Source organism: Nocardioides psychrotolerans, assembly GCF_943371775.1.
GTDB lineage: Bacteria > Actinomycetota > Actinomycetes > Propionibacteriales > Nocardioidaceae > Nocardioides > Nocardioides psychrotolerans_A.
In genome coordinates, this window is record NZ_CALRWD010000014.1 from 15,742 (window position 1) to 41,851 (window position 26,110).

Here is a 26,110-nt window from a genome sequence, read left to right on the forward strand (position 1 = left end):
GTGGGGCTCTTCGGTGGTGGGGTCAACGGGTTTCCTGTCCTGGGGCGGCGGTGCGTCGGACGACGGTGACGGTGAGGAGCAGGGCGAGGGCGGCGGTGCCGCAGAGCATCCAGAGCCCGAGGGCGTAGGACTCGGTGCGGCCGTAGACGAAGCCCATGATCAGCGGCGGCACGAAGCCGCCCAGCCCCCCGGCGGCGCCGACGATGCCGGTGACGCCGCCGACCCGCGAGGGGTCGGTGACCTTGGCGATGAGGGCGAAGGTCGCTCCGCTGCCGGAGCCCAGCGCGGCCGCCATGGCGAGGAAGGCGATCGTCCCGAGGCCGTGCAGCGGTGGGGTCCCGGCAGAGATGCCCGCACCCACCACGACGATCCCGAAGCCGGTGGCGAGCACGGGGATCGCGCCGAGCTTGTCGGCGAGCCACCCACCCACGGGTCGCATGATGACCGCGACCAGCACGAAGCCGGCCATCCGGTTGGCTGCGTCGGCCGGGGTGAGCCCGTGAGCGGTCTTGAGGTAGGCGGGCAGGTAGACCGAGAACGCGACGTACCCGCCGAACGCGACGGCGTAGAGGAGGCATGCCTGCCAGGTGATCGAGAGCCGGGAGTTGGCCGCGATCCGTGACGTCAGGGAGGTCGTGGGCACCGCGCGACCCGGTGCGTCGCGCATGATCAGCCAGGCCGCCAGCGCGTAGCAGGCCAGCACCGCGGCGGTGATCAGGAACGGCGCCCTGGCGCCCAGCTGATCGGTCAGCCTGACGGTGGTGAGCGCGCTGATCGCGGTGCCCCCCATCCCGGCGCCGAAGATGCCGATCGCCAGACCGCGCTTCTCCGGGGGGAACCACGCGTTGACGAAGGGCACGCCGACGGCGAACGACGTCCCGGCGATACCGAGGAAGAACCCGCCGACGAGGAGCAGGTTGTAGGAGTCCAGCGCGACGAAGGCGATGAAGAGGACCGGCAGGATCGTGACGCCCGAGACGATCGGGAACATCACGCGCCCGCCGTGCTTGTCGGTCAGCCCGCCGACGAGGATGCGGCCGAGCGAGCCGACCACGACCGGGACGGCGACCAGCAGCGCGACGTCGGACTCGCTGAGCGTGCCGATGCTGCCGGTGGCACGGAACAGCGGACCGAGCGGGCTGATCAGCGCCCACGCCCAGAAGTTCACCGCGAAGCCGATGGTCGCCATGGCCAGCATCAGCCAGGGAGATCTGGCCACCGTGTGGTCGCCCCGCGCGGCCGGCGGGGCGGTCGGCGTGGTGATCTTCATCCGAGACTCATGCGGCCCACCATGGACCTCTTCGGTCGGTTTGCCAATGGACGTGCCCACGTCAGACGTCCTTCCGGGTCAGGTGGGTCATGTCAGATCTCCTCACCGGCCGCCATGATGGCGGCTCCGCGTGGAATTAAGTACAGTCAAAACCGTGGAAAATGAAGAGGGTCGAAAGTCCCTCGCTTCCCAGGCAGCCCCCAGACGCCTCGGTCCTCGCGGTGGTTCTCCGGATCGTCGACTGTCGGCGTCGACCGAGCGACTCCTCACCAGCCTGCGGGCCCAGGACCGGCCGGTCACCCTGGCCTCCTTGGCCGCGACCACGTCACTGCACCCCAACACCGTGCGCGAGCACCTCGACACGCTCGTGCGCGCCGGGCTGGCCGGCCGCACCCGCGAGCAACCGCACGGACGAGGCCGACCTGCGTGGGCCTACGAGGCGACGACAGCTGTCTCCGAGGCATCCGAGTACGCCGCACTAGCCGTCGTCCTGTCCTCCACCATCGCTCGCACCAGCCCCCAGCCGAGCGTGGACGCCGAGCGCGCGGGGGAGGACTGGGGACGCACCCTGGCCCGTGACCGGGGTGCCGCACCGACGACCCCCGAGCTGGCTCGCGACCGTGCCCTGGAGCTGCTCGACGACCTGGGCTTCGAGCCCCGTCAGGACCCGTCGGTCCCGTCAACGGTCCGCCTGACCCGCTGCCCGCTGCTCGAGGCCGCCCGCAGCAACCCACTCATCGTGTGCAACGTCCACCTCGGCATGCTGCGCGGAGTCCTGGGCGAGCACGGCGCAGATCCCGCTGGGAGCGCCTTGATGCCGTTCGCCGAGCCCGGTGCCTGCCTGCTGGTGGTCCCGCCGGTCGAGGAGCCCTGAGGGCTCAGAAGCTCACCGCGAAGGCCGCGGCGACTGCCACCGCCACGAAGCAGGCCAGCTCGACGAGCCCGATCCGGCCGGGGCGCCATCCGCTCCAGTCCCGTTTGAAGGCCCGCAGTGCCAACAGGATGAACGGCACGACGAGAGCGACGCCACCAGGCAGCCCCCACGCTCCTGCCAGACCGACGCCGGCGACGAGAGAGGCCACGGCGAAGGCGCGCGACGCCCGGGCGTACGACGCGTTGCGTCGCTCCCGCAGCAGGGACTTCACGTGCAGGGTCGAGCCGACCAGGACGAGCCCGCAGAGCGCGGTCAGCAACCACACCTGTGACGGGACGGTGGTGTGCGGCTCCGCCGACAGCCAGGTGAGGGGGACCAGCGCCACGACCTCGAGGATCAGGACCGCGTCGTTGACCAGGTCCCGCTCATGGTTGCGTCGCGCGAAGGCCAGGTTCACCGCGAACAGCCCGGCGTATCCCAGACCCACTACGAGCAACCACGGCCGCATCGCAACCAGCACCGCCGCCGGCACGGCCGCCGCCAGCATCCAGGTCGCCAGGGGTCGGCGGAAGCGATCGCCTCGGCGAGCCCGCACCAGGCTCAGGGCGAAGTACGAGGCGGGGTAGCAGGTGAACGCCGCCCAGGTGAGCAGCGCCGTGGTCCAGGACGCCGGAGTCACCAGCGTCCCGAGGACGAGCGGGAGCCCCACGAACGCCCAAGCCCCGTGCTGCGGCGGAACCAAGGAGGTCCGTGGCACCCGCGGACGCGCGGTGGGGGCAGCCCAGCCCACGGAGGAGGGGGTCGACACGCGTTCATCGTGAGCACACTGGATCCGCGTGCACAGAGTCGAACGTCCTCAGCTCGAGCGTCTCGGGCTTCATGGCCCGACGAAGACCCCGCTGCGAAGGTGAGCGACATGGCACTCCCGGGCCCGGTTCTCCAGCAGACCGTCGCCGACGTGATGATCACCGACCCGAAGACGCTGGGCGTCGGAGTCAGCCTCGCCGATGCGCAGCGAGCTTTCGCCGACGACCGTGTCCACATGCTCCTGCTGACCCGTGACGGAATCCTGCCAGGGACCCCGGGGCGTGAGGATCTCCCGCCGGGTCTGGACCCACAAGGGCCGCGATCGCTCTCGCCTCACGCGCATCTCCTCGGACTGCTGTGCCTCAAGGGGAGTCGCCAAGGATCCTGCACCGGTTCTGACATCGTGGCGCGCAAGAGCGGCTGCGCGACCGGGGCCGCCCACCTCTCGTCGTCGTTCGCTCCGCGCGGGCCACTGCTGGGGGAGGCGCGGTCGCAAGCACCGTGCATCGACTCGCGGTCGGCGACAATCGCGGTGACGAGCCTTGAGCCTGCCGTTCGGAGACGGCAGCGCAGGAGTGACAGGTCCTGAGAAGTCTCGAGTCGTCCACGCCGGAGCCTGAGATGCGACGAAGGCCCCGGGCAAGCCCGGGGCCTTCGTCGTAGAGCGGTGAATTCGAGCTCTATGTGCACACGTGACTAGATGTCGTAGTAGTGACTGACTGACCCATGCTGACCTGCGCAAACGTCGATGATGTTGCCTCACTTGTATCACGCTTGTAACGAGTTGCCGCACTTTCTCGCGCGCGACCGCAGCGGCGCGATTGTTCTTGGCGGTCGCAGGATGGAGATGGACCGAGCCGCCGACCCTTTCGCCGGGTTGACGGCTAGGGCATCGTGAGGCGATGGACGTGGAGCTGCTGGTGGTGTCGGACTGCCCTCACGAGCTCGGAGCCTTCGAGATGGTGAGGGCGGTGGCGGACGAGCTGTGCCTCGCGGTCTCGGTGATTACGACAGTCATCGAGACGGATGAGCAAGCTCGGTTGCGCGGCTTCACCGGCTCGCCCACGATCCTTGTCAGCGGTCATGATCTCTTTCCGGAGGCGGGCGCTCACGTGGGGATGGCTTGCCGGGTCTACGCAACGCCTGCGGGCTTGTCAAGGCTGCCCTCGATCGAGGCGCTGCGAAAAGCACTAGGGGACGCCGCCGCTTCCTGACGGGCTCGACAGCGCCCAGGACGAGCGAGGATCGTCCTGGGCGCGGCCGGTGCTACGGGCAGGGGGTGTGCTGGGCTCAGGCCGGGGCGACGGCCTCGTGGCGTCGGGTGAGCCACGTGACGGCGGGGTAGCCGGTGAGAAGGCCGAGGACGATGCCGACTTGCATGAGGAACCAGAACGAGCCCTGGTCGACGGGTGGCATGTACTCGTTGAAGTGGAGGAGAAGCATCCAGCCGCCCATGCCGATGTCGAACGCCAGCACCGTCAGCACTGCTGCCATGGCAGCGGCTCCGGCGGACGAGGCGCGAGACGTGCCGCGGCCGCTCGCGGTCCGCTCGTAGACGAACAGCAAGGCCATGGCGAGCAGGCCGATGACGATGATCATGACCCACAGGTCGATGCCGGCGATGGTCAGGCCGGAGGCGATCACAACCGGGACCCCGATGAGGTGCGCGACCGCAGACGCGCCTCCGCCGGGCAGTCCGGCGACCGCAACCGGCTGGGCAGTGGCAGCGGTCCGGGAAGCGTCGGAAATCTGTGCGGTTCGTCCGTGACGGGCGTAGAGGGGCAGTGCGAACGGGCCGAGGTAGAGAGCTGAGGTGACCCAGACGATCTCGGCTGCGACGGTGCCGTGGCGGTGTCGTCGGGCGTAGACGTCGTAGGCGATCGCGGCGGCGCTGAGCAGGGCCAGCGTGATGAAGGTCCAGGCGATGGGGGTGAGCCACTCGGGCACTCGGTTGGTCATGTCCATGAGAGGTGTGTCCTTGATGTCGTGTGGGTGGCGTCGTCGCGATGCGGGCGGACGCAGGGGTGGGACGGGTCCGGTTGGTCAGGCGTAGCTCGACCGACGGACTCGGGTGGGAGAGGGCTCAGGCTGGTGCTGAGCGACCTGTCACACCCTCCACACGCACAGGGACATCGGCGAGAGGACGAGCCAGCCGGACCACCTGCTGCGCTCGCGTTTCACGATGAGGGGACCGGTTGTCCTGGTGAGCAACCCGAGGAACGTGTTGCGTCGACGTGTCATTAGGAGCCCGAGCAGCGTCAGGGGGGCTGCCGCTGCGGCGAGGGCGCAGGTGGCTCGTGCGGCGCCGGAGGCGCAGGCGGCGTCGCACATGCCCGCCATCGGTTCGACCGGCAGCGCTGTCACCTGGCCAACCTCGGCGACCGTCGGAGTCATGACCATCGAGCCCATGGAGGCAGCCCCTGAGGCGGTCCCCGTGGGGCCGTTGCTACCGGTGACGAGAGCTGCGCACATCAGGGCGAGCCCGAGCGTCACGCCGACCAAAAGGGCGTGCCGCGCCCAGCGCGTACTGCTGCGGGCACCGGGCTCGGACACCAGGTGATGTTAGGCGAGGCATCCAAGGGGCCGACAAGGGCTGCTGTGGGTGCTCAGATCCGGGCTGTTCGCAGCCGCAGCGCGTTCGTGATGACGCTGACTGAGGACAGCGCCATGGCGGCGGCGGCGATGATCGGGGACAGCAGCAGTCCGAACGTGGGGTAAAGGACGCCGGCAGCGACGGGGATGCCGGCGACGTTGTAGATGAACGCGAAGACCAGGTTCTGGCGAATGTTGGACATCGTGGCCTGGGAGAGGCGGCGGGCGCTGACGATGCCGGTGAGGTCGCCGCGGAGCAGGGTGACCCCGGCGCTCTCCATGGCGACGTCGGTGCCAGAGCTCATCGCGAGTCCGACGTCGGCGGCGGCGAGCGCTGGGGCGTCGTTGACGCCGTCGCCGGCCATCGCGACCACGCGACCTTCGGCCCTGAGCTGGGTGACGATGTCGCTCTTGTGGTCGGGCAGGACCTCGGCCTCGACCCGGTCGATGTGCAGGCTCCGTGCGACAGCCTCGGCAGTGACCCGGTTGTCGCCGGTGAGCATGACGACCTCGATGCCCTCGGCGCGCAGGGCCTCCAGTGCGGCGGGGGTGGTCTCCTTGACCGGGTCTGCGATGGCGAAGATGCCGGCGACCTGCTCGTCGATGCCGATGAAGATCGCAGTCGCGCCGTCGGCTCGGAGCTCGTCGGCACGGGCGGTCAGGTCAGCTGTTGCGAGGTCGTGGGTGCCGAGGAAGGTGGCGCTCCCCAGCAGGACACGGCGGCCCTCGACGACGCCGACGACGCCCTTGCCCACGGGGGAGTCGAAGTCGCTGACCGCCGGGATGCTCATCCCCTGCGCCTCGGCGGCGCGGACCACGGCCTGGGCCAGGGGGTGCTCGGAGGCGCGTTCGATACCGGCGGCAAGGCGCAGCAGCTCGTCGCGGTCGAACCCGTCGAGGGCGACGACCTGGGTGACGGAGGGGCGGCCCTCGGTCAGGGTGCCGGTCTTGTCGACGACGAGGGTGTCGACCTTTTCCATCAGCTCGAGTGCTTCGGCGTTCTTGATGAGGACGCCGAGCCCGGCACCTCGGCCGACGCCGACCATGATCGAGACCGGCGTGGCGAGCCCCAGGGCGCAGGGGCAGGCGATGATGAGTACGGCGACCGCGACGATCAGGGCGTGTGCCAGGCGGGGCTCGGGGCCTACGAGGCCCCAGACGATGGCGGCGATCACGGCGACTCCGAGCACGACGGGGACGAACCAGCCGGAGACGCGGTCGGCCATCCGCTGGATCGGGGCGCGGGAGCGTTGCGCGTCGGCGACCATCTGCACGATCCGCGCGAGCATGGTGTCGCGGCCGACCTTCTCGGCACGCATGATCAGTGCGCCGGTCTGGTTGAGGGTGCCGCCGATGACCGCGTCGCCCTGGGTCTTCGAGACCGGCATCGACTCGCCCGTCACCAGCGACTCGTCGAGGGAGGAGCGGCCGTCCTCGACGACTCCGTCGACCGGGACCTTCTCGCCGGGACGCACCCGCAGTCGATCTCCGATCTGGACGAGGTCGAGGGTGACGTCCTCCTCGGTTCCGTCGTCAGCGATGCGGTGGGCTGTCTTGGGGGTCAGGTCGAGCAGGGCCTTGATCGCGCCGGAGGTCTGCTCGCGAGCGCGGAGCTCGAGCACCTGGCCCAGCAGGACCAGAACGGTGATGACAGCGGCCGCCTCGAAGTAGACGTCGACGGTCCCTCCCATGTCGCGGAAGGAATCGGGGAAGGTTCCCGGCGCCAGGGTCGCCACGACGGAGAACACCCAGGCGACGCCGGTGCCCATCGCGATCAGGGTGAACATGTTGAGCTGTCTGGTGCGCACCGAGGTCCACCCCCGGGTGAAGAAGGGCCACCCGGCCCACAGGACCACCGGGGTGGCCAGCACGAGCTGGATCCAGGTCGCGGTCGTGGCGGAGACGAACTCGAACGCGGACGGCACGAAGTGCATGCCCATCTCGAGGACGACCACAGGTACGGCGAGAAGCAGGCCGATCCAGAAGCGGCGCGTCATGTCTGCCAGCTCCGGGCCGGGACCTCTGTCCGCGGTCACGGTGACGGGCTCGAGCGCCATCCCACAGATCGGGCACGCCCCGGGACCCGGCTGACGGATCTCGGGGTGCATCGGACACGTGTACTCCCCGGCAGGGTGCGCGGCGCCGCTGGTGCCAGCACCGCCAGCAGTGCCTGTCTGGGAGGGCGTGTGCGCGTGGTGGGTGTGACTGCTCATGAACCCAACATACCCCTATGGGGTATCTAGTCAAGAGGAATTGGTCCCGTACGCCCGGGACTACCGTCGGCTGGAAGACGCTGGATGGGGGCTCTAGACTGTTGGTGATGAGCCGCCGTGGTGCCACCTCGCCCAGGCGTGTCACCGGGCCTCCCGGGACACGTCTCCTGGTCGTGCTCGCGGCGTTAGCGGGCCTGTTCGCGATGCACGGCATGTCCGAGCACGGTGTCGCACACCACGACTCCTCGGCCATGCCCGAGTCAGCCATGTCAGCCATGTCGGACGACGTGATGGCGATGAACCTGGGGGCCGCAGAGGTAGCCGCGGATGTTGCGGTCGACACCGTGGCGGGTCCGGGTGCCGCCGTCGCGGCGGCCGGAGACCTGGTCGGCAGCGGGGCTGACATGGCGATGATGCTGTGCCTGGCTGTCCTTGCCGGGTTGGTCCTTCTGTTGACCAGGGCTCGAGGGCTGTGGAGCGGGCTCGTCATGCGTCCCGCCGTCGCTGGCGCTGACGTGCGCATGACCCACACCGCTCGAGACCCTGTCCCGCCAGACTTGCACGCCCTGTCCATCCAGAGGTGCTGAGGGGCGCATCCACCGGTCACGTCGCACGGCGTGGCCGGGTGGACCGACCCAGCCCTTCAGCAACCCTTCGCGCCACCCCACCGACGTGTGCGGCGGCGACCACTTCTGGAAGAGAGACACCACTGTGTTCACCCTTGCCACACCCCGCAAGCTCGCCGTCGCCCTTGCGGCCACGGCCACGCTGTCCCTGTCCCTGACCGCATGCGGCGGCGATGACCCGGTCGATGACCCGAGTGCCGTCCAGACCGCCGAGAACGGCGACGTCTTCAACGGCGCCGACGTGGCCTTCGCGACCGACATGATCCCGCACCACACGCAGGCGATCGAGATGGTCGACCTCACCGAGGGTCGCACCCTGGACCCCGAGGTCCAGCAGCTCGCCGACGCGATCCGTAACGCCCAGGCCCCCGAGATCGAGACCATGTCGGGATGGCTGACCTCCTGGGGTGAGGATGTTCCCGAGTCCTCGGACGGCGGGCACGACATGTCCGACATGGGCGGGGACTCCGACTCGGACATGGGCTCGATGAGCGGCATGATGAGCGACGAAGACATGGAGGGCCTTGCGAACGCTTCGGACACCGAGTTCCAGGACATGTGGCTCTCGATGATGGTCGAGCACCACACCGGCGCCGTTGAGATGGCCCAGGCTGAGCAGGCCGATGGCGAGTTCGCTGACGCCATCGCTCTCGCCGAGCAGATCGAGTCCTCGCAGACCGAGGAGATCGCGACCATGGAAGACCTCCTCGCCTCCTGACGCGACTCCCTGACCAGGGCATCAAGGTGCCGGGACCGCCACGGTGGTCCCGGCACTCGGTCCAGGTGTCAGGGAATGCTCCCTGATCTCGTTCGCAGACCGACCTTCACGAGGTATTCGCCCTATGTCCAGCTCGAAGACCAGCACCAGCACATCACCACCGCCCGATCCACTGTCTTCGTCGGGACGGATGTCCTCACCGCGCAGCGCGCTGGTCATCGCGACGCTTGGTGCCGCACTTGTCGCTGGCTTGCTGTTCGCGGTCACCCGCGGCGACGAGCACACCGCACCCCAAGCGGCCGGCGGTGTCGAGGTAGGTCACATCCACGGCATCGGCGTCGACCCCGCCGACGGGCAGCTCTACATCGGGGCCCACCTCGGCACGTTCAGCGTCACCCCCGAGGGGACTGTCGAACCTGTCGGTGCCGTACGCAACGACACCATGGCCTTCACGGTCACCGGACCCGGACGGTTCCTGGCCTCCGGGCACCCCGAGCTCGGCACCGACCAGCCCGTCCACCTCGGCCTCATCGAGTCCCGTGACGCCGCCACCACCTGGGAGCCAGTGTCGCTCGCGGGTGGCGCCGACTTCCACGCCCTCGACGTCGCCACCGACGGCCGCACCTGGGGCATCGACTCAGCACGAGGGCTGCTGCTGACCTCCACCGACAACCGCTCGTGGGACACCGTCGCGAACGACCAGTTCATCGACCTCGCCGCCGACCCCACCGCGCAGGACGTCACCCTGGCCACCACCGGAACCGGTCAGCTCCGCTTCTACGACCCGGCCGGGACATCAACAGCGGTGCCCGGCAGCCCCACGCTTACCTTCATCGACTGGGCCGCACCCGACCTCCTCGTCGGCCTCGGTCCCGACGGGACCGTGTACACCTCCACCGGCACCGCATCTGTGTGGCAACCAGCAGGACGGGTCCCGGGCCAACCGAGCGCCCTCGAGGTCACCACCACCGGCTGGTACGCCGCCAGCGACCAAGGGCTCTTCTCCTCCACCACCTCCGGGACCTCATGGGAGCCCGTCTTCACCTACGGCACCGCGCCATGAGCGGCGCCCACCGCCGAGAACGAACCGGCACAAGGCGCCGGGCAGCAGCAGCCATCGGGCTCGTCACGGCGGCCGCTGTCGTTGCCATCGCCAACGATCCAGCAGGCCGCCAGGACGTCCCCGCGGCTCCCGTCGTGGACGTCGCCGCCACACCAGAACTACCCGCCTCCGCGACCACAGGCGCTGATGCTCGAGACGCCACCAGGAAGCCGACCGGCCCGACTTTTGATCCCCGCCTCGCAGAACCAGCTCCGCGACCTGAGACCAAGGCATCATCGTCCAGGGGTGGGCCGCCCGAGACACCTGTGCGGTCGTCGGCAACGTCGACCCGCCCAGCACCGGAGGCGCTGCGCCTGCCCGAGGACGGGTCAGGTGAGTTCCTCGTGGCCCCCGGTCAGACCCCTGCCGCCGGCGTCGGCACCCTGACGACCTACACGGTCGAGGTCGAAGCCGAAGTTCCCGTCGAGGTCCAGGGCGCCGCCGGCGTCGTCGACCAGGTTCTCGCCGACCCGCGCGGGTGGACTGCGACGGGTGCGCACGCCCTGGCCCGTGTCGCGGTCGGCAGCGACATCAGGGTCCTCGTGGCCACCCCGGAGACCACTGACGCCCTGTGTGCACCGCTGGACACCGGTGGCCGGCTCTCGTGTCGCAACGGTGACCTCGTCGTCCTCAACGCCTGGCGTTGGCTCAACGGCGCCCCCGCCTACGCCGGCAACCTGCGCGACTACCGCCGCTATCTCATCAGCCACGAGGTCGGACACGCACTCGGCAACCCTCACGTCGCGTGTCCCGGTCCTGGACGCCTCGCGCCGGTGATGATGCAGCAGACCAAGGGCCTCGGTGAGTGCGTGGCCAACCCTTGGCCGAGTCCCTGATCAAGAAATGGATCCGGCTCGATGCGCTCAGTGCGCCCTTAGTGGCCGGAGTGCTCACTGTGGTCGGGTGTGTCCGCCGGTGGTGGGGTCCCGCTGCTGGTGTCGCCGGAGATGGCGGGGCCGATGACGAAGGCCGACAAGGAGAACATTGCGACCAGGACGGCCAGTGCGACGGCAGGCGCCTTCCACGTGTCGAACCTGGCGTAGAGACGACGCAGCAGCGGTATTGAGAAGATAGCCCCAGCGCACCGAAGAGCAGGTTGCCACCGACGCCCGTGACCAGGGCGGCGCCGAAGATGAGCCCGGCATGGTGCAGCACGTGCGGCAGCAGCCCGAGCAGGGCCCCTAGGACGGCCGAGATCGTGCGCCACGTGCTCTTCAGGAGGCTCATCTCCGCGCTATGGCCGATCGATGCGTTCGTGAGATCCGTCGAGGTCCGCAGGGCGGCTCGGGGGGGAGCCCTGCTGACCTTGCCGACTGCTGTCCTGCTGGCTCTGGCCGCCGCTCATCCCGCGCATCATGAAGAACATCATCAGCGGGCACGCGAGCACGATCAGTAGGAAGGGCGACATCCCTGCCCAGAGTGCGATGGCGGCTCCGCCGACGACCGCGACCACGTAGAGGGGGTACTTGCTGCTGTTGTCCATCAGATCCTCCAACACTGTCCGGACGGGAACTCCCGCCCGTGACCAGACTTGCAGTGCGAGCACCCCCTGCTCAGGGGCGAAGGTCACCACGACCCGGGCAGGGGGCACCAGCGTCAGAGCGTGTAGGAGAGGACGGTCATCATCCCCAGCTCGGCGTGGTAGGCGTTGTGGCAGTGCGTCATCCACTGCCCCGGGTTGTCGGCCTGCAGCTCGACCGTGACCGTCTGCATCGGCAGGACGTTGACCGTGTCCTTACGGACGCCTGTGCCCGCGCTGCCGGCGAGGGCGAACGTGTGGCCATGGACGTGCATCGGGTGGAACATCATCGACCTGTTGCTCATCGTGATGCGCACCCGCTCGCCGTAGCTGATGTCGAGCGGCTGTCGGTCGGCAAAAGCTGCGCCGTTGATCAGCCAGCGCCGACCTCCGTCAGCCATCCCCAAGGTCACCGCCAGCTCACGGTCGACGTCCTTGGTCGTCAGCGTGGACGCGGCGGTGGGCACGAGGTCGCCGTAGGACAGAAGCCGCCCAGTGAGCTCAGCGGGTCGCGCCCCGGGGGTGGGAGCTGCGCCCGGTGCCGAGCGCAGCACGGCCATGGCAGCCGGGTCCGGTTTTCCTTCGGGTGCGGCGACGACGGGGAAGACGCCGTCACCGACCTCGACCACGACGTCGTAGCGCTCACCCATCCCCAGGATGAGCGTGTCGATCTCGAGTGGCTCTACGCCGAAGCCGTCGGTGTGGGTCACGGTCATCCGGTGCCCGCCGACAGCGAACCTGTAGGCGGTGTCACCGCTGGCGTTGATGAGGCGGAAGCGGATCCGGCGGCCCGGCGCCGAGGTGATCGTGACCGGGTCCAGGGGCAGGCGTCCGTTGATCAGGTGGGCCGGGTAGGCGACGTCGCCGGTGTCCGTGCCGAGTGGCGCGTCCGAGGAGACGCCCCCCATGCCATCCATGCCATCCATGCCGCCCATGCCGCCCGTGCCGGCCATGGAGCCCATCCCGTCGCGGGCGAAGTCGGCGAGGATCTTCTTCGGTGTCGGCCCCCAGCCATCGGTCCAGTCGTCGAGGACCAGGACGACCTCGTCGTCGTAGTCGCCGGGTTCGTCGGGGTCCTCCACGATGAGGGCGGCCTGCATGCCGTAGTCGAGCTGGATCCCGGCATGCGGGTGGAACCAGTAGGTGCCGGGGTCGGGGACCACGAAGCTGTAGTCGAACGCCTCCTCAGGGGCGACGGCAGGCATGGTCAGGTCCGGGACCCCGTCCATGTCGTTGCGCAGCGCGAGACCGTGCCAGTGCACCGTGGTCGGCTCGGGAAGCTGGTTCACCAGACGGACCTGCAACAGGTCACCGGCGCCGACCCTGATCTCTGGACCCGGAACTGATCCGTCATAGGCCCATGTCGACACGACACGTCCACCGAGATCCACGTCGGCAGGAGCCGCAGTGATGGTGCGCTGGACCACCCTTCCGGAGGTGGAACGCGCCGCCTCGACCCTCGCTACCGCCGCCGACCCAGGACCGACCACGGTCCGGGACGGCTGGTCGAAGAGCCGGATCCCGGCATAGCTGCCGCCGACCGCAACCGCAGCGACTCCACCGAGCTGGAACACCTGTCGTCGGCTCAGCGACCTCGGCCCCGCGCTGTCGGCGTTCCTCACAACCGCGATTGACCGTGCAAGGTGGCCAACCTGCTCTCGAACTCGGTCTCGTCGATCTCACCACGAGCAAAACGCTCAGCCAGCACCTGCTGGGCCGTGCGGTGCGCCGAGACCATCCCGCCAGCGGAGCGGTCCTGTCGGCTCGGCTGCCGCAGCACGAACACGAACGCCGCGATGATCGCCCCCCAGAACACCAACATCCCGAGGACCATCAGCACATATCCGGCCCCACTGTCCGCCCAACCGCCGTCGCCGCTCCAATACATCATCGCCGTCTCCCTCTGCTTGTTTGCCGACACCATCGAGTTGGCGCCTCCTCCCAGCCTTGCCCCCGACGCGCGAGCTCGACAGGGTCTTTCGTCTTGACGTCCAGGGACTCCAGACACGCGCCGGACGAGCGCGCCTGCTCGCAGGTGCCCTCCTCCCCGTCGTGCTCCTGCTCTCCTCGTGCCAGAGCGCTGACGCCTCACGCATTTGCCGAGTCCTCAACCGGACCAAAGTGCCGGGCGAGGCGACCTTGTTCGACGGTGTGCACATGAGAAAGCAACTCAGGCCTCTGCGCGGGCACTAGGGGGCAACGTTGAGAATGCGAAGACCCCGAGCAAAGGTCTCGGGGTCTTCGGCTCGGACTGCTGAGTTCGAGTTCGATGCCCACCAGTGACTAGATGTCGTACTACCCACTTACTGCCCCATGCTGACCTGCGCAACGGTCGAGGATGTTCGACTTTCTGTACCACCGTTCTACGGCACCCGCCGGCCTGACTTGCTGACGACTGAGGCGATGTATGCGGTGCATGTCCACAGAAGTCGCCCCTGCGAGAGCACACCGCCATGCCGTCAGGACGCTTTCCGTGGCGACGACCAACAATCTGGCGCGAGTGCTTCGCGGGCGGAGTCAGGCCCGACCGTGGTCGTCTTGCAGGCGGACTATGTCGTCCTCGCCCAGGTACGTCCCGAGCTGGATCTCGATGACTTCGAGGATCGTGTCCTGCCGGTTGCCTAGGCGGTGGACTGCACCCCGAGGTACGAACACGTGAGCCCCTTGACGCGCAATGCTTTGCATCTCGCCGACCAGGCACGTTGCCGTTCCGGTCACCACCAACCAGTGCTCGGAGCGGTGCCGGTGTGTCTGCAACGAGAGCCGCGAACGAGGAAGAACCGTCAGCCGCTTGACCTGGTAACCATCATTTCGGTCGAGAATCTCCCAATGACCCCACGGACGTTCCTGGCGCGCGCCCGTCAGGTTCTGGCGCGGCGTTGACGTGGTCGCGCTCATGGCGTCGCCCTTTCGTGTGATGAGCTGAGGAACCCTCTAGCGGCGATGTCCCACCTGGCAGGCACTGATGTGATGTCCGAGTAGGCACGCCGGGGGCCGTCGGCGGAGATGGGTGGGTCTATCGCTTCGACGAGGCGCCGAAGGTGGTACACCCGGTAGTCACCCTCAAGCCTCACCAATTGGTACAGCCGATCAAAGACCAGTTGGGCGCGGCTCGTGTCAACTCCCCAGGTGGCGAGTGTGGTGCCGTTCACGACCGCCCATGTCGGCGGCTCCGGTCCGGTGAGGACGTCGGTGAACTGGGACAGGTCTGGGTCAAGCACCCTCACAGGAAGACTCCAAAGGTGGGGGTAGGGGCTGGTCAGGCCTGCCGACTCGAGGATGGCGGGGTTGCCGAAGGCGACGACGCCCGTGTCTCCGGGCTGCTGGCGGGCCGCCAGATAGCGCGCGACCGCGACGTCGTCGGGGACAGGGTCCTCGCCAAGTGCCGCACTGGCGGTCAGGATCAAAGCCGCTGCCGTGGCGTAGGCGAGGGCTGCTGCTGCCCACTTCGCGCGGGCCGGGCGGTGGGCGGTCACCGCGACGGTGGTGAGCACAAAGCCGGGGAGGAGCTGGAGGAGGTAGTGGAGCCAGTAGCTGCCGCCGAACCCGATGGCGACTGCCTCCCAGGACAGGAGTGTGGCGGCCAGGACACGGAGGTCCGGGCGAGCGTGGTCGCTGGCAGTGTGCATCGGGGGTCGCAGTAGCCTGCGGCCGGGGAGGAAGGCCAGCGCCACGAGCACGAGCGCGCCGCTCGCGAGGAGTGAGGTCGCGAGGGTGATCGCCCGGGCAGGTGTCGCCGAGTTTGCTTGGGTTGCGATGACCGCGGCCGCGTCGAAACGGAACACCACGACCGCGTCCCACAGCTCCAGCGGTCCGGTGCCGCGCAACGCGGCCCACGCAAGAGTCGCGGCAAGAACCGCGCCGGCGCTTAGCGCGAACGCCGCCGCTGCCCCGTGGGCATCGCGCCTCCGGCGACGAACGATCAACCAGATGATTGCCGCCGCTGCGACGACGAACCCGCCGAGCATGTTCTGCTTCACCAGCGGGGCGGCCATGGCTGTGCCACCGGTGAGCGCCCACCACGACCACCGGAGTCGGGTCGGAACGCCGGGCGAGGAGGTGGCGCGAAGGGCACACAACAGCGAGAGCACGCTGGCGAGCACGAACGGGACGGCGAGAAGCTCGCCGTTGACGTCGGTGGCTCCGAACAGGGGGGTGGTCGTGAAGACCGCGGCAGTTGCGGCGACCAGTGCCGGGGCATGACGGACCTCAGGAACCGCGACGCGGCCTATCTGTCCGGCAAGGAGGACGGACGTGATGACGGCGAGGAGTCCGAGGAGATGCAGTGCGTTTGCCCCGCCACCGACGTCGGCCAGCTCGAAGAGTCCGATCAGCAGCGGCGGCCGGTCGACCCAGTAGTCGCCGTACAAGGAGGTGCCGGGTGACCACTGTGAGGCGACGAGCAGGAAGCCACTCTCGTCCGAGCCGAGGGGACGGGCAAAGTTGGGCAGCCAGACCAGGGCGCCCACCGCAGCGATCACAACCACTGTTGCGGGGTGTTCGCAGCGGCTGACACAGCTGCGCAACCAAGGGCCGCGGCCGGCTTGCGGAGGGGGTTGCAGCGGCGGGGGTTGCGGTTCGACCAGGATCGAGGTCACACCCGAGCCGCCGGCAACTCTTCGAGAGTCGGGTCGGGCTCGATGGTCCGGTGGCGGTCCGGCATCGGTGAAGACGAAGCGGCGGTAGGACCAGTAGCGGAACGCGGTTCCGAGACCGAGCCCGATGACGTTCGCCGAGATGTTGTCAGCCAGTCTGCTCGTGAGCCCCAGTACGTCGTGGCTGACGACGAGCGCAGCGAGGGAGATGGCGAGCCCGATGACATTGAAAGCGACGAAGAGGGCAACTTGGCGGCCTCGGTGCGCGCTGTTCCGGCCACGCCAGGTCAGCAGGTAGTTGCCGAGGTAGGTGACGACCATGGCCGCCGCGACGGCGAGGACCTTGGACACGGTCGGGTGATAGTCAGCCAGGGCCGTTTGGCCGCGCAACACGTTGAACGTGACCACATCCACGACGTAGCCAGCTCCCCCGACCAACAGGAAGGTCGGGACCTCCAGGCTCGGTGCTAGCCGTCGTGGCCATGTGGTCCCGGCCTCAGACTGCACGGCTCGCTCCTGCCGTGCGATGGCTGTGCGTCCGGCTCGAGATTTCGCGGACCCGCCACTGCACCACCCGCACGAGTGCCTCCAATGCGACCGTCCCGGTCATCTTGGAAGCGCCGGCGCGGCGCTCGGTGAAGGTGATGGGCAGCTCGACGACCCGCGCACCGCCTCGCTCTGCCCGCCAGGTGCACTCGATCTGGAAGCAGTAGCCGCTGGAGTCGGTCGTGAGTACGCCGAAGTCGCTCAGGGAGCTGGCGCGCCAGGCTCGGAAGCCGGCGGTGGCGTCGTGGGTGCGCAGGCCTAGGACCGTGCGGACGTAGCGGTTGGCACTGCTGGACAGCAGTCGGCGCCGCGCTGACCAGTTCTCGGTCCGGCCGCCGGCGACGTACCGAGAGCCGATGATCAGGTCGTGCTCGTCGAGGGCGACGACCATCGCAGGGATCCGGTCAACCGGATGCGATCCGTCGGCGTCTACTTGCACAACCGTGTCGTACCCATGGGCCAGCGCCCAACCGAAGCCGGCACGGTAGGCCGCCCCGAGACCGTCCTTGGATGCTCGCGACAGCAGGTGCACCCGGCTCCCGAAGGCCGGATGCTTGCGCACGAGCGCTCCGGTGCCGTCGGGGCTGCTGTCGTCGACGACCAGGACCCGGGCACCCAGGTCGGTGGTCGCGGCCAGCACCTCCTCGAGGAAGCGCTCGATCGTCTCGGCCTCGTTGTAGGTGGGCACCACCACCAGGCAGCGGGGGCCGGGCGGGACGGTGCGAGCTCCCGAGGCGGTCGTCATGTCCCCACGGTGCGGGATGGATGCTGTGGGGACGCTGTGAGCCTGTGGACTCGCGTTCCTGTGAGCGGTGGCGGCGCCGCTGTGACGCTGTGTTGACATCAGGGACTTCCCCACGAGGGGAAGGACCGACGCCAGGACCAGGCCAAGCGTCAACAGCTCGATGTGGTCCACAACGAACGGGATACCGCCCAAGTAGTAACCGGCACTGATCATCGTGGCCGTCCAACCCGCGGCGCCGAGCAAGTTCATAGACAAGAAGACGCCGTAGCGCATCTTCCCCACACCAGCGACCACAGGGACGAATGTCCTGGCGATGGGGACGAACCGAGCGAGCACCACGGCTCGAGGACCGTGCCGCTCCACCAAGTCTGCAGCGCGCCGGGAGTGCGCCGGTGTGAACAGTCGCGACTGCGGCTTCCGGAACACCCGGTCGCCGGCATGCCACCCGATGAGGTAGCCGACTTGGTCCCCAGCGGCTGCAGCCAGGAACCCCCCTCCGACAACCGCCCAGATGGGGACGTGGATGACGCCCGATGCTGTCAGGACACCGGTCATGAACAGCAACGAGTCGCCAGGCAGGAAGAACCCCACCAGCAGGCCAGTCTCGACGAAGACCAGTGCCATCACGGCGAGCAGGCCCAAGCTGCCCATGGTCTGAACGTCGGGAACCAAGGCCACCATCATGGGGTGACCGCGGTCCAGAAACGTGGTCGATGGGCTGTTCGATCGGTGATCTGCACCGCTGCACGAGCCTGTCTATTGAGTGATGTCGACACCCCGATGGCGTCACTGCCGACGAAGCAACTTCAACGGTTCGCCATTTCTTGGGCCAGTGCCAAGTGGCCCAGGATGGGCGGGTCGTTGTGCCCCACTGGCTCTGGGGGCCGGCGCGCCGAGCGGCGAGAGTTGCCCGGTGGAGGGGGAGAGAGCCAGTCAGTCGGCGGTCTCAGGGCCTCCGGCGTCCTTGGTGATGGTGGCGGTCTGGGTCGCGGTGTCGGTGGCGCTGACCTCGACGGTGACATCGAGGGCGTTGACGTCGGTGTAGTAGAGGCTGAACTCGTTGACGGGGAAGTGGTCGGCCTCTCCGGTGTTGTCGAAGTGGGCTGCGCGCTGGGCGCCGGGTGCGATCGTGAATGACGAGGGGAGCTCGGCGTAGTAGCTCTCGGTGTCCCCGGTCTTGGGGTCGGCGAAGGTGTAATAGACCTCGAAGGCGGTGAGGTCGGCGGTTCCGGTGTTGGTCAGGGCGATCTCGAGATGATCGGTCGCAGCGTTGCCCGCCTGGTCCACGTTGTTCTCGACGAGCACGGAGTCGATCGTGAGCGCGTTCGTGGTGGAGGTGTTGGAGATCGGGTTGCTGGTGACCGGAAGGATGGGTGAGCCCGGTGCGGGTGCCGTGGAGGATGCGGCACTCGAGGAGCCGCTGGCCGTGGTGCCCGCGGGGGTAGGGGTGCTCGAGCTGCTGCAGCCTGCGATCGCCGCGGTGGCGAGGCCGAAGGCCAGGGCGGCGCCGATGGCGCGTCGGCGTCCGTGGGGGCGGGGTGTGCGTCGGCCCTGCGTGGGGATGGTGGTCATGAGGTTCCTCCTGTTGATGGGGTGTGCTTGTAGGTGCGTCGGAGTCCGAGGAAGAGGGCTACCGTGGCGCTGAGCAGCCAGATGATGTCGGTGCGGGTCTCGCGGAGGAGCTGTCCGAGGGTGAAGGGGCGATAGCGGTCCTTCACGTCGGTCATCGCGAAGGCGAAGCGCTCGAAGTGCTTGGCGAACGAGGTGTCCTCGATGAGGGTGCGGGTCTTCTCGTAGCCGGTGAAGTGCGCCATGACGCTGGTCTCGCCGTCGCGGTCCAGGGTGAGGGCCTGGAACAGACCGCCCGGGAGCTGGTTGTCGGCGTCGAGGGTGTCTCCGATCTGGGGCAGCACGAGCACGACGAGGAGCCAGATGCCCAGGGCGACCACGAGTCCGTTGGCCGACGAGCGGGCGCGTGCGGTGGCGATGGCTCCGAGGCAGTAGAACGCACCGAGGTAGAGCAGGGCGGCGAGGTAGGCGAGCAGGAGCTGGAACCCCTCGGAGGGGCTGATCCAGTCGTGCGCGATGAGCCCGATGCTGAGGACGCCGACGAGTGCGGTCGCGGTGACCAGGGTGGCGAAGACGGCCAGTGCTCCGAGGAAGCTCCCCAGGGCCCGATCCCCGGCGGTGACGGGACGCGACTGCAGCAGGGCCAGGGTGCGGTTGGCGCGTTCGCGGGAGATCGACAGGTAGCCCAAGGCGATGGCGATGACGGCACCGATGATCTCGAGGTACTCCAGTCCGCCGCGCAGCAGCGACAGGGGGGCCAGCGGCGATGGCGCGATGCGGTCCAGGCCGCTGGCCTGGGCTGCTGCCCGGTAGGCGTCGTAGTCGGCGAGCTTGCTGGCGTAGCCGGCTGTGGCGATGTAGACCGAGGCGGCCGTGACGATGACGAGGATCACGAGCAGGACGACGAGGATCCTGCTCCGGAGTGCTGCTCGGTACTCGTGGCGGGCGAGGCTCAGGACGTGGCGGGCGTTACTCATGGCTGGCGCTCCTGGAGAAGTCGTGGGTGCGGACCAGGGCGAAGGCGGCCACGAGGAGGATGGCTGCGAAGCCCAGCAGGGGCAGGATCCGCAGCAGGGTGTCGGTGAGGGCCTCGTGTGGTGTGGTGTCGAGGATGACTCCTGACGCCGCCTTGTACTGCTCGACCACGGACAGCGGTTGTGCCTTGGCGGTGGCCTGGAAGAAGGCCTGGGACAGGCCGATCGGTTCGATGATGGGGTTGAGCGACTGCGTGGGACGGAGCCCGGAGGTGAACTGGGGGACGGCGAAGGTGATGACGAGCCAGGCGCCCATCCCGGTGAGCAGTGCCAGGGAACGCGACGTCGTCAGGAGCACGGTGATCATGCCGATGAGGGCGAAGGGGACCAGGTAGGCCCATGACAACGCGTAGAAGAGGGTGAGTCGGCCGAGCTCTCCTGCGGAGATGCCGTGGTTGACCAGGAGGAGCGCTGCCAGGCTCACGAGGAGGCTGGCCACGAGGAGACCCGCCAGCACGGCGGCGAGGCTGAGGATCTTGCCGGCGGTGTACTGGGCGCGCGACATGCTCCTGGCGAAGAGCAACCGGCCGAGACCTGCGCTCTCCTCGTCGGCGATGGTGAGGTGTCCCAGGATGACGGCGAACAGGGCGCCGACGAGCGGAATGTAGACCACCATGTTGGAGAGCAGCGAGAGGTGCGGCTTCAGGAGGAACGGGTTGGGCGGTGCCGGTGCTCCGGTGGCGGCGAGCTGGCGAGTGGCCTCGTCGAAGACCCGGATGATGGTGCGCTGGCTGGACCAGCCCAACGCCCCGGCCAGCGCCGTGGACAGGAGCATCGCCCCCAGCAGCACGAGCAGCACTCGCTGGCGTCTCAGCGCCAGCACCTGGTGGGAGAAGATGGTGGCGATCACGGCGCGCCGCCCATGGTGGCGTAGATGTCCTCGAGGGATGTCTCGTCGGGGAAGCGCCGGGTGGTGGCCTCGATCGTGTCCTTGTAGATCAGCTCGCCGTGGTTGAGCACACCGATGGTCGTGCACACCTTGGCCACCTCGCTCAGGAGGTGGGTGTTCATGAAGATCGTCATGCCGAGCTCTTGGTTGAGCTGCAGGATCGTCTCGCGCAGTTGGCGCACGCCGAGGGGGTCCAGGCCCGCGGTCGGCTCGTCGAGCAGGAGCACACTGGGTCGGTGGACGATCGCCTGGGCGATCCCGATGCGCTGGCGCATCCCCGTGGAGAACGTCGCCAGGCGGCGGTCTGCCAGGTCGCTGCAGCCCAGGAAGTCCAGGGTCTCCTTGGCGGCTTGACGGGGATTCTTCACGTCGGAGAGGGTCGCGAGGAACTCGAGGTTCTCCAGGGCGGTGAGGTGGCCGTACATGCGTACCTCGGCGGGCAGGTAGCCGATGGAGCGGGTGACGGCTCGCCGTGCGGTGACGACGTCGTGGCCGCAGACCTGTGCGGTGCCGGCGGTGGGCGTGAGCAGTGTGGTGAGGATGTTGATGGCGGTCGTCTTGCCGGCGCCGTTGTGTCCCAGGAACCCGAAGACCTCTCCGTGCTCGATGCGGAGATCGAGCTTCTTGAGGACCGGGTCCTTGTCGTAGGTGTGGCTGAGCTGATCCAGCTCGATGGCCGCGTCGTCCATGTCTTCCTCCTCGTGAGGTGTTTCCACGACGCTAGGAGGAGGCGGGCCAGTGCCAGGGTGGTGCTAGGCCAGGGGAGGGTAAGAACTGATCGCGGCTCGCCGCAGGACGATGTCGATGCGGGTGGTCGGTCCGGTGGTGTGGACCACGAGCCGGCCACGCATCGCCTCGACGTAGCGGGTGGCGAGCGGTAGCCCGTGACCGTGGGAGGGGTCAGTGGTCGTGCTCGTGGTCCCGGAGGCGTCGCGGGCGCTGGGGGAGAACGGTGGCCCTTCGTCGTGGACGGAGACGGTCACGTGAGGTCCGGCCGCCGTCACGACGATGCGGACGGCGCCGCGGCCGTGTCGTCGGGCGTTGTCGAGCAGCACGTCGAGGACGTGCTTGAGCATGGACTCGTTGGCCCAGGCCGGGGGGAGCGGCTCGGTCGCCTCCAGGGAGATCGTGCGTCCCTCGGCCTCAAGACGGGGGCTCCAGGTGGTGCGGGCCTCGAGCAGCAACGGCTCCAGGTCAAGTGCTGTCCCGGCCACCTCGGGTGTCCGGGCGATGCTGAGCAGCTCGGTGATCGTGGTCTCGAGACGGTCGAGGTCGGTGAGGACCTCGTGGAGGACCGTGGTGGCATCGCCGCGAGGGAACTGGAGCTCGGTCTCGATGGCTGCCCTCATCCCGGCGACCGGTGTACGGAGCTGGTGGGAGGAGTCTGCGCTGAAGGAGCGCTCACGCGCGATGAGGTCTTCCAGGGTCCTTCCTGCGCTGGTCAATGCGGTGGCGGCTTCGTCGATCTCAGGGATGCTGGTGCGGGGGAGACTCACCGCGTAATTGCCGCGCCCGAGGTCGACGGCAGCATCGCGCAACGCGCGCACGGGACGTGCGAGCCGGGAGGACAACAGCGCCCCGATGACGGAGCCGACGACCATGACGGCGAGGGCGATGGCGACGAGCAGGCCCACGAGATGCAGCGCGCGCTGGTCGCTGGCATCGGTGGGTTGCTCGGCGCGGATGATCCCGATGACCTGCTCGTCGGCTGCGACCGGGACGGCAACGACCCTCAGCCCAGGAAGCTCCATGTCGACGACCTGGTTGGACAGCGCACGTCGCACGGCCGGCTCGACGAAAGCGGGTCCGGAGCCGGTCACGAGTGCCCCATCGGGACCGTAGAGGCCGAGGCGGACCTGGTCGGTGGTCGCAGGGAGCTCGACGGGGTCGTCGCCGGCCGTGAAGTCGGCGGGGACCTCGCGTGCGGCCAGTACCGCCTGCCGCTCCACCCTCAAGGCCGCGTCCTCGCCGACCAGCTGTCGAACCACCAGCCCCAAGGGGATCGCGAAGAGAACGATGGCGATGGCCGTGACCGAGAGGATCGCGGTGAGGATGCGCCGCCTCATGCGCTCTCGAACCGGTAGCCGACCCCACGCAAGGTGGCGATGCGACTGGGGGCTCCGTCGCGGTCGAGCTTGCGACGCAGCGCGGCGATGTGGAAGTCGAGCGTCTTGGTGGACCCGAACCAGTGCTCGTCCCAGACGTCGCTCATGAGCGTCTCCCGGGTCACGACCGACCCGGTGTCAGCCACGAGGCGGGCCAGGAGGTCGAACTCCTTGGCCCTGAGCTCGAGCTCCTCCTCGCCCCGCCAGGCGCGTCGCGCCTCCGGGTCGACCCGCAGGTCGCCACAGACGGTCGTGGCCTGCGACCGCTCCCCGTGCCGGCGGAGCTGAGCCCTGATCCGGGCGAGGAGCTCGGCGAGCCTGAAGGGCTTGGTGATGTAGTCGACGGCGCCGGCGTCGAGCCCCAGGACGACGTCGAGCTCCTCGTCGCGCGCTGTGAGCACGAGAATGTCGACCGTGGGATGGCGGGCGTGGATCTCGCGGCACACGTCCAGGCCGTCCATGTCAGGCAGGCCCAGGTCGAGCAGAACCAGGTCCGGCGGGTCTGCCTGGCACGCTCGCAGCCCCTCCTCGCCCGACCGCTCCCAGCGCGCGCGGTAGCCGCTGCCACCCAGGGCGCGCTCCAGGGAGGCGCCGATGCGCTGGTCGTCCTCGATCACCAGGATCGAGGGCGAGGAGAGGGGATCTGGGCTCACGGCAGCGCTTCGTTCTCGGTGTCGAGGGTGCGGGGCACGGTCAGGAGGAAGCATGGCCCTCCCGAGCGGGCCTCGCCGCAGATGAGGTCACCGCCGTGCGCGCGGGCGATGTGCCGGGCGATGGGGAGGCCGAGGCCGGTCCCGCCGCTGTCGCGGGCCCGAGAGGAGTCCAGGCGGACGAAGCGCTCGAAGATCCGTTCGCGGTCTGCCAGCCGCACCCCGGATCCGTCATCGACCACCTCGATGCGCGCCACGTCCCCGCGAGTGCTCAGCGTGAGCTCCACCCGCGAGGACGCGTGCCGCTGCGCGTTGTCGGTGAGGTTGCGCAGCGCCCGGGCGAGGTGGTGCTCATCTGCCCGGACCCGCACGGGAGGGGCGGAGACGACCACCTCGAGCCGCCCGTCGCGTCGGAGCCTGCTGGCCTCGGCCAGCACCAGGTCGTCGAGGTCGACGTCCTGCACGCGCAAGGCCAGTCCGTGCTCGTCGGAGCGTGCCAGGAGCAGGAGGTCAGCGACGAGCCGGTCGACGCGGTCGAGCTCGGCGAGCACCTCGGCCGACGTCGTGGTCCAGTCGGCCGAGTCGGGGTGGAGGGCCTGGATCTCGTGCGCCGCTCGGATGGTGGCCAGGGGGCTCCGTAGCTCGTGGGAGGCGTCGCCGACGAATCGCCGCTGCGTGTCCGCTGCGTTCTGGAGCCGGTCGAGCATGGAGTTCATCGTCCGGGCCAGTCGCGTGATCTCGTCCCCACCGGGCGGGACCGGGACCCGCGCGGCGAGGGTGGCGGTGCCGTCGATCGTGGCCACCTGGCGCCGCATCGCCTCGACCGGGGCGAGGGCCCGACCCGTGAGCCAGTACATCGTCAGTGCCACTGCCAGGAGGACGAGCGGAGACCCGAAGGCGAGCAGCCGTCCGACGATGGCCGTCGACTCCTGGACCGTCTCGAGGCTCTGGGCCGCCAGGACGACCATTGGTCCGTCGGGGCCGTCGACGCCTTCGGCGACGACGACGAAGTCTTCTCCCTCTCCGATGGGAAGTCGGGCGCTCGTGAGGGTGACGACGTCGCCAGGCTCAGGGAAGAGCGCTACCACCGGGGGTTCTCCCGTGACCGAGCTGCTGGCTGCCACCACCGTCCGATCGACGTTGACGACCTGCACCAGGGACTGGTCACCACCGCCGCCGACGAGGTCGACCTGGGTGCCTTCGAGCCCCACCTGGGCTGCTATGTCGCTGGCCTGCTGGCGTGCGACGTCGCTCAGCGACGACTCGAGCTGGTGACGTTGCAGGAGCACGAAGGCCAGGGAGGCCGCGGCGAGGACCAGGGCGACGACCACCGTCGCGGCAGCAGAGGTCCGAAGCCGCAGGCCACCTGGCCGACGGCCGAGCAGGGTGCGGGGTCGCAGAGCCTCACCCACCGTTGCTCTCCAGCCGGTAGCCGACGCCTCGCACGGTCGCGATGGCCCGACGCCCGAAGGGCTGGTCGATCTTGCGACGGAGGTAGCCGACGTAGACCTCCACGACGTTGTCGTCACCGTCGTAGTTGAGGTCCCACACGCTCTCGAGGATCTCGGTCTTGGACACCACGTCCCCGCGGTGGCGCATCAGGTAGTGCAGCAGCCCGAACTCACGCGGCGTGAGCGACACCTCGGCTCCGCCCCGTCGTACGACGCGGGTGCCGGGGTCCAGAGTCAGGTCGCCCGCCTCAAGCTGCGCCGGGCGCTCGGGCGCCCCGCGTCGCACCAGGGCCCGCAGACGGGCGACCAGGACCACGAAGGAGAACGGCTTGGTCAGGAAGTCGTCAGCGCCGAGGTCGAACGCGTCGACCTGGTCGAGGTCGCCGTCCTTGGCGGTCAGCATCAGGATCGGCGTCCAGTTCTTCGCCTCGCGCAGGCGACGGCACACGTCGTAGCCATTGAGCCGAGGAAGCATGATGTCGAGGACGATGACGTCGTAGGGCGTCGTCTCCGCCTCCTCCAGGCCGCTCATCCCGTCGTGGGAAACGTCCACGACGAAGCCTTCCGCGACGAGGCCGCGGCGGATGGTCTCGGCCAGGCGGACCTCGTCCTCGACCAGCAGTACGCGCATCTGTGCCCCCTCCTCGCCCGTGTCGTGGAGGCCATGCTCCTCGCTGTCGGCTGAGAGCGCACTGTGAACGAGCCATCGTCGCCATCGACTGTGGGGACTCTCAGGTGGGCTCAGCGTCCTCACAGCCACACCTCGGCATCGTTGCTGTTGTCAGTCCGCAGGGTGCGGTCGACG

The 26,110-nt window shown here is 68.8% G+C and carries 25 protein-coding genes; 6 read left to right on the plus strand and 19 right to left on the minus strand.

Annotated elements, in window-relative coordinates:
• Positions 1–22: 22 nt before the first annotated feature.
• On the minus strand, positions 23–1,270 hold the full coding sequence (locus AAG827_RS06170) for a NarK/NasA family nitrate transporter (protein ID WP_341924984.1): 1,248 nt from the start codon (positions 1,268–1,270) through the stop codon (positions 23–25).
• A 241-nt stretch (positions 1,271–1,511) separates the two neighbouring features.
• Here AAG827_RS06170 and AAG827_RS06175 point away from each other — a divergent pair, with 241 nt between their 5' ends.
• On the plus strand, positions 1,512–2,144 hold the full coding sequence (locus tag AAG827_RS06175; RefSeq protein WP_341925048.1) for a helix-turn-helix domain-containing protein: 633 nt from the start codon (positions 1,512–1,514) through the stop codon (positions 2,142–2,144).
• 4 nt (positions 2,145–2,148) lie between these two features.
• Here AAG827_RS06175 and AAG827_RS06180 read toward each other — a convergent pair whose 3' ends face one another.
• Both AAG827_RS06180 and AAG827_RS06185 read right to left on the minus strand, forming a co-directional pair.
• Positions 2,149–2,952 (minus strand): YwiC-like family protein, encoded by an 804-nt coding sequence (locus tag AAG827_RS06180; protein WP_341924985.1) that lies wholly within the window; start codon positions 2,950–2,952, stop codon positions 2,149–2,151.
• 69 nt (positions 2,953–3,021) lie between these two features.
• Complete coding sequence (locus tag AAG827_RS06185; RefSeq protein ID WP_341924986.1) at positions 3,022–3,186, minus strand: hypothetical protein; 165 nt, start codon at positions 3,184–3,186, stop codon at positions 3,022–3,024.
• Between the two features lie 667 nt (positions 3,187–3,853).
• Here AAG827_RS06185 and AAG827_RS06190 point away from each other — a divergent pair.
• Positions 3,854–4,165 carry a hypothetical protein gene (locus tag AAG827_RS06190; protein ID WP_341924987.1) on the plus strand — a complete coding sequence of 104 codons (312 nt, stop codon included), beginning with the start codon at positions 3,854–3,856 and terminating at the stop codon, positions 4,163–4,165.
• A 76-nt stretch (positions 4,166–4,241) separates the two neighbouring features.
• Here the strand turns inward: AAG827_RS06190 and AAG827_RS06195 are convergent, their stop codons facing one another.
• Positions 4,242–4,910, minus strand: a complete 669-nt coding sequence (locus AAG827_RS06195) for a DUF4396 domain-containing protein (RefSeq protein WP_341924988.1) — start codon at positions 4,908–4,910, stop codon at positions 4,242–4,244.
• A 647-nt stretch (positions 4,911–5,557) separates the two neighbouring features.
• Positions 5,558–7,756 carry a copper-translocating P-type ATPase gene (locus AAG827_RS06200; protein ID WP_341924989.1) on the minus strand — a complete coding sequence of 733 codons (2,199 nt, stop codon included), beginning with the start codon at positions 7,754–7,756 and terminating at the stop codon, positions 5,558–5,560.
• 107 nt (positions 7,757–7,863) lie between these two features.
• Here AAG827_RS06200 and AAG827_RS06205 point away from each other — a divergent pair, with 107 nt between their 5' ends.
• The 4 genes from AAG827_RS06205 to AAG827_RS06220 all read left to right on the plus strand — a co-directional run bounded on the left by AAG827_RS06205 (position 7,864) and on the right by AAG827_RS06220 (position 11,038).
• Positions 7,864–8,343, plus strand: a complete 480-nt coding sequence (locus AAG827_RS06205) for a hypothetical protein (RefSeq protein ID WP_341924991.1) — start codon at positions 7,864–7,866, stop codon at positions 8,341–8,343.
• A gap of 124 nt (positions 8,344–8,467) precedes the next feature.
• The gene (locus AAG827_RS06210; protein ID WP_341924992.1) at positions 8,468–9,100 is read left to right on the plus strand and encodes a DUF305 domain-containing protein; all 633 of its coding nucleotides are present in this window, start codon (positions 8,468–8,470) and stop codon (positions 9,098–9,100) included.
• Positions 9,101–9,350: 250 nt separating this feature from the next.
• On the plus strand, positions 9,351–10,163 hold the full coding sequence (locus AAG827_RS06215; protein WP_341924993.1) for a F510_1955 family glycosylhydrolase: 813 nt from the start codon (positions 9,351–9,353) through the stop codon (positions 10,161–10,163).
• Positions 10,160–11,038, plus strand: a complete 879-nt coding sequence (locus tag AAG827_RS06220; RefSeq protein WP_341924994.1) for a DUF3152 domain-containing protein — start codon at positions 10,160–10,162, stop codon at positions 11,036–11,038. Before AAG827_RS06215 ends, AAG827_RS06220 begins: the two co-directional genes overlap by 4 nt.
• A 398-nt stretch (positions 11,039–11,436) precedes the next feature.
• On the opposite strand, the gene AAG827_RS06225 is transcribed toward AAG827_RS06220, so the two are convergent.
• The 14 genes from AAG827_RS06225 to AAG827_RS06290 all read right to left on the minus strand — a co-directional run bounded on the left by AAG827_RS06225 (position 11,437) and on the right by AAG827_RS06290 (position 25,936).
• The gene (locus AAG827_RS06225) at positions 11,437–11,685 is read right to left on the minus strand and encodes a DUF2933 domain-containing protein (protein WP_341924995.1); all 249 of its coding nucleotides are present in this window, start codon (positions 11,683–11,685) and stop codon (positions 11,437–11,439) included.
• A 113-nt stretch (positions 11,686–11,798) separates the two neighbouring features.
• On the minus strand, positions 11,799–13,343 hold the full coding sequence (locus AAG827_RS06230) for a multicopper oxidase family protein (protein ID WP_341924996.1): 1,545 nt from the start codon (positions 13,341–13,343) through the stop codon (positions 11,799–11,801).
• Complete coding sequence (locus AAG827_RS06235; protein WP_341924997.1) at positions 13,340–13,645, minus strand: SHOCT domain-containing protein; 306 nt, start codon at positions 13,643–13,645, stop codon at positions 13,340–13,342. The genes AAG827_RS06230 and AAG827_RS06235 overlap by 4 nt, the downstream gene beginning before the upstream one ends.
• 593 nt (positions 13,646–14,238) lie before the next feature.
• Positions 14,239–14,619, minus strand: a complete 381-nt coding sequence (locus AAG827_RS06240; protein ID WP_341924998.1) for a phosphomannose isomerase type II C-terminal cupin domain — start codon at positions 14,617–14,619, stop codon at positions 14,239–14,241.
• The gene (locus AAG827_RS06245; RefSeq protein ID WP_341924999.1) at positions 14,616–16,823 is read right to left on the minus strand and encodes a GtrA family protein; all 2,208 of its coding nucleotides are present in this window, start codon (positions 16,821–16,823) and stop codon (positions 14,616–14,618) included. The genes AAG827_RS06240 and AAG827_RS06245 overlap by 4 nt, the downstream gene beginning before the upstream one ends.
• Positions 16,813–18,249: a glycosyltransferase gene (locus tag AAG827_RS06250; RefSeq protein WP_341925000.1), complete on the minus strand. Its 1,437-nt coding sequence runs from the start codon at positions 18,247–18,249 to the stop codon at positions 16,813–16,815. Before AAG827_RS06250 ends, AAG827_RS06245 begins: the two co-directional genes overlap by 11 nt.
• Positions 18,250–18,540: 291 nt before the next feature.
• On the minus strand, positions 18,541–19,179 hold the full coding sequence (locus tag AAG827_RS06255) for a hypothetical protein (protein WP_341925001.1): 639 nt from the start codon (positions 19,177–19,179) through the stop codon (positions 18,541–18,543).
• A complete protein-coding gene (locus AAG827_RS06260; RefSeq protein WP_341925002.1) occupies positions 19,176–20,153 on the minus strand; it encodes an ABC transporter permease subunit in 978 nt (325 codons plus the stop codon). Before AAG827_RS06260 ends, AAG827_RS06255 begins: the two co-directional genes overlap by 4 nt.
• Positions 20,146–21,060 carry an ABC transporter permease gene (locus AAG827_RS06265; RefSeq protein WP_341925003.1) on the minus strand — a complete coding sequence of 305 codons (915 nt, stop codon included), beginning with the start codon at positions 21,058–21,060 and terminating at the stop codon, positions 20,146–20,148. The genes AAG827_RS06260 and AAG827_RS06265 overlap by 8 nt, the downstream gene beginning before the upstream one ends.
• On the minus strand, positions 21,057–21,788 hold the full coding sequence (locus AAG827_RS06270) for an ABC transporter ATP-binding protein (RefSeq protein WP_341925004.1): 732 nt from the start codon (positions 21,786–21,788) through the stop codon (positions 21,057–21,059). The genes AAG827_RS06265 and AAG827_RS06270 overlap by 4 nt, the downstream gene beginning before the upstream one ends.
• A 63-nt stretch (positions 21,789–21,851) precedes the next feature.
• Positions 21,852–23,165, minus strand: a complete 1,314-nt coding sequence (locus AAG827_RS06275; RefSeq protein ID WP_341925005.1) for a HAMP domain-containing sensor histidine kinase — start codon at positions 23,163–23,165, stop codon at positions 21,852–21,854.
• Positions 23,162–23,857, minus strand: a complete 696-nt coding sequence (locus tag AAG827_RS06280; RefSeq protein WP_341925006.1) for a response regulator transcription factor — start codon at positions 23,855–23,857, stop codon at positions 23,162–23,164. Before AAG827_RS06280 ends, AAG827_RS06275 begins: the two co-directional genes overlap by 4 nt.
• Positions 23,854–25,266, minus strand: coding sequence for a HAMP domain-containing sensor histidine kinase (locus AAG827_RS06285; RefSeq protein WP_341925007.1), 1,413 nt, complete (start codon positions 25,264–25,266; stop codon positions 23,854–23,856). Before AAG827_RS06285 ends, AAG827_RS06280 begins: the two co-directional genes overlap by 4 nt.
• The gene (locus AAG827_RS06290; protein WP_341925008.1) at positions 25,259–25,936 is read right to left on the minus strand and encodes a response regulator transcription factor; all 678 of its coding nucleotides are present in this window, start codon (positions 25,934–25,936) and stop codon (positions 25,259–25,261) included. The genes AAG827_RS06285 and AAG827_RS06290 overlap by 8 nt, the downstream gene beginning before the upstream one ends.
• Positions 25,937–26,110 lie beyond the last annotated feature (174 nt).

What these genes read in the sequence shown, in the direction of transcription:
- AAG827_RS06170 (WP_341924984.1), bottom strand. Translation starts at nt 1,270, where the DNA reads ATGAAGATCACCACGCCGACCGCCCCGCCGGCCGCGCGGGGCGACCAC.
- AAG827_RS06190 (WP_341924987.1), top strand. Translation starts at nt 3,854, where the DNA reads ATGGACGTGGAGCTGCTGGTGGTGTCGGACTGCCCTCACGAGCTCGGA.
- AAG827_RS06195 (WP_341924988.1), bottom strand. Translation starts at nt 4,910, where the DNA reads ATGACCAACCGAGTGCCCGAGTGGCTCACCCCCATCGCCTGGACCTTC.
- AAG827_RS06200 (WP_341924989.1), bottom strand. Translation starts at nt 7,756, where the DNA reads ATGAGCAGTCACACCCACCACGCGCACACGCCCTCCCAGACAGGCACT.
- AAG827_RS06205 (WP_341924991.1), top strand. Translation starts at nt 7,864, where the DNA reads ATGAGCCGCCGTGGTGCCACCTCGCCCAGGCGTGTCACCGGGCCTCCC.
- AAG827_RS06220 (WP_341924994.1), top strand. Translation starts at nt 10,160, where the DNA reads ATGAGCGGCGCCCACCGCCGAGAACGAACCGGCACAAGGCGCCGGGCA.
- AAG827_RS06225 (WP_341924995.1), bottom strand. Translation starts at nt 11,685, where the DNA reads ATGGACAACAGCAGCAAGTACCCCCTCTACGTGGTCGCGGTCGTCGGC.
- AAG827_RS06235 (WP_341924997.1), bottom strand. Translation starts at nt 13,645, where the DNA reads ATGGTGTCGGCAAACAAGCAGAGGGAGACGGCGATGATGTATTGGAGC.
- AAG827_RS06240 (WP_341924998.1), bottom strand. Translation starts at nt 14,619, where the DNA reads ATGAGCGCGACCACGTCAACGCCGCGCCAGAACCTGACGGGCGCGCGC.
- AAG827_RS06255 (WP_341925001.1), bottom strand. Translation starts at nt 19,179, where the DNA reads ATGACCACCATCCCCACGCAGGGCCGACGCACACCCCGCCCCCACGGA.
- AAG827_RS06260 (WP_341925002.1), bottom strand. Translation starts at nt 20,153, where the DNA reads ATGAGTAACGCCCGCCACGTCCTGAGCCTCGCCCGCCACGAGTACCGA.
- AAG827_RS06270 (WP_341925004.1), bottom strand. Translation starts at nt 21,788, where the DNA reads ATGGACGACGCGGCCATCGAGCTGGATCAGCTCAGCCACACCTACGAC.
- AAG827_RS06275 (WP_341925005.1), bottom strand. Translation starts at nt 23,165, where the DNA reads ATGAGGCGGCGCATCCTCACCGCGATCCTCTCGGTCACGGCCATCGCC.
- AAG827_RS06290 (WP_341925008.1), bottom strand. Translation starts at nt 25,936, where the DNA reads ATGCGCGTACTGCTGGTCGAGGACGAGGTCCGCCTGGCCGAGACCATC.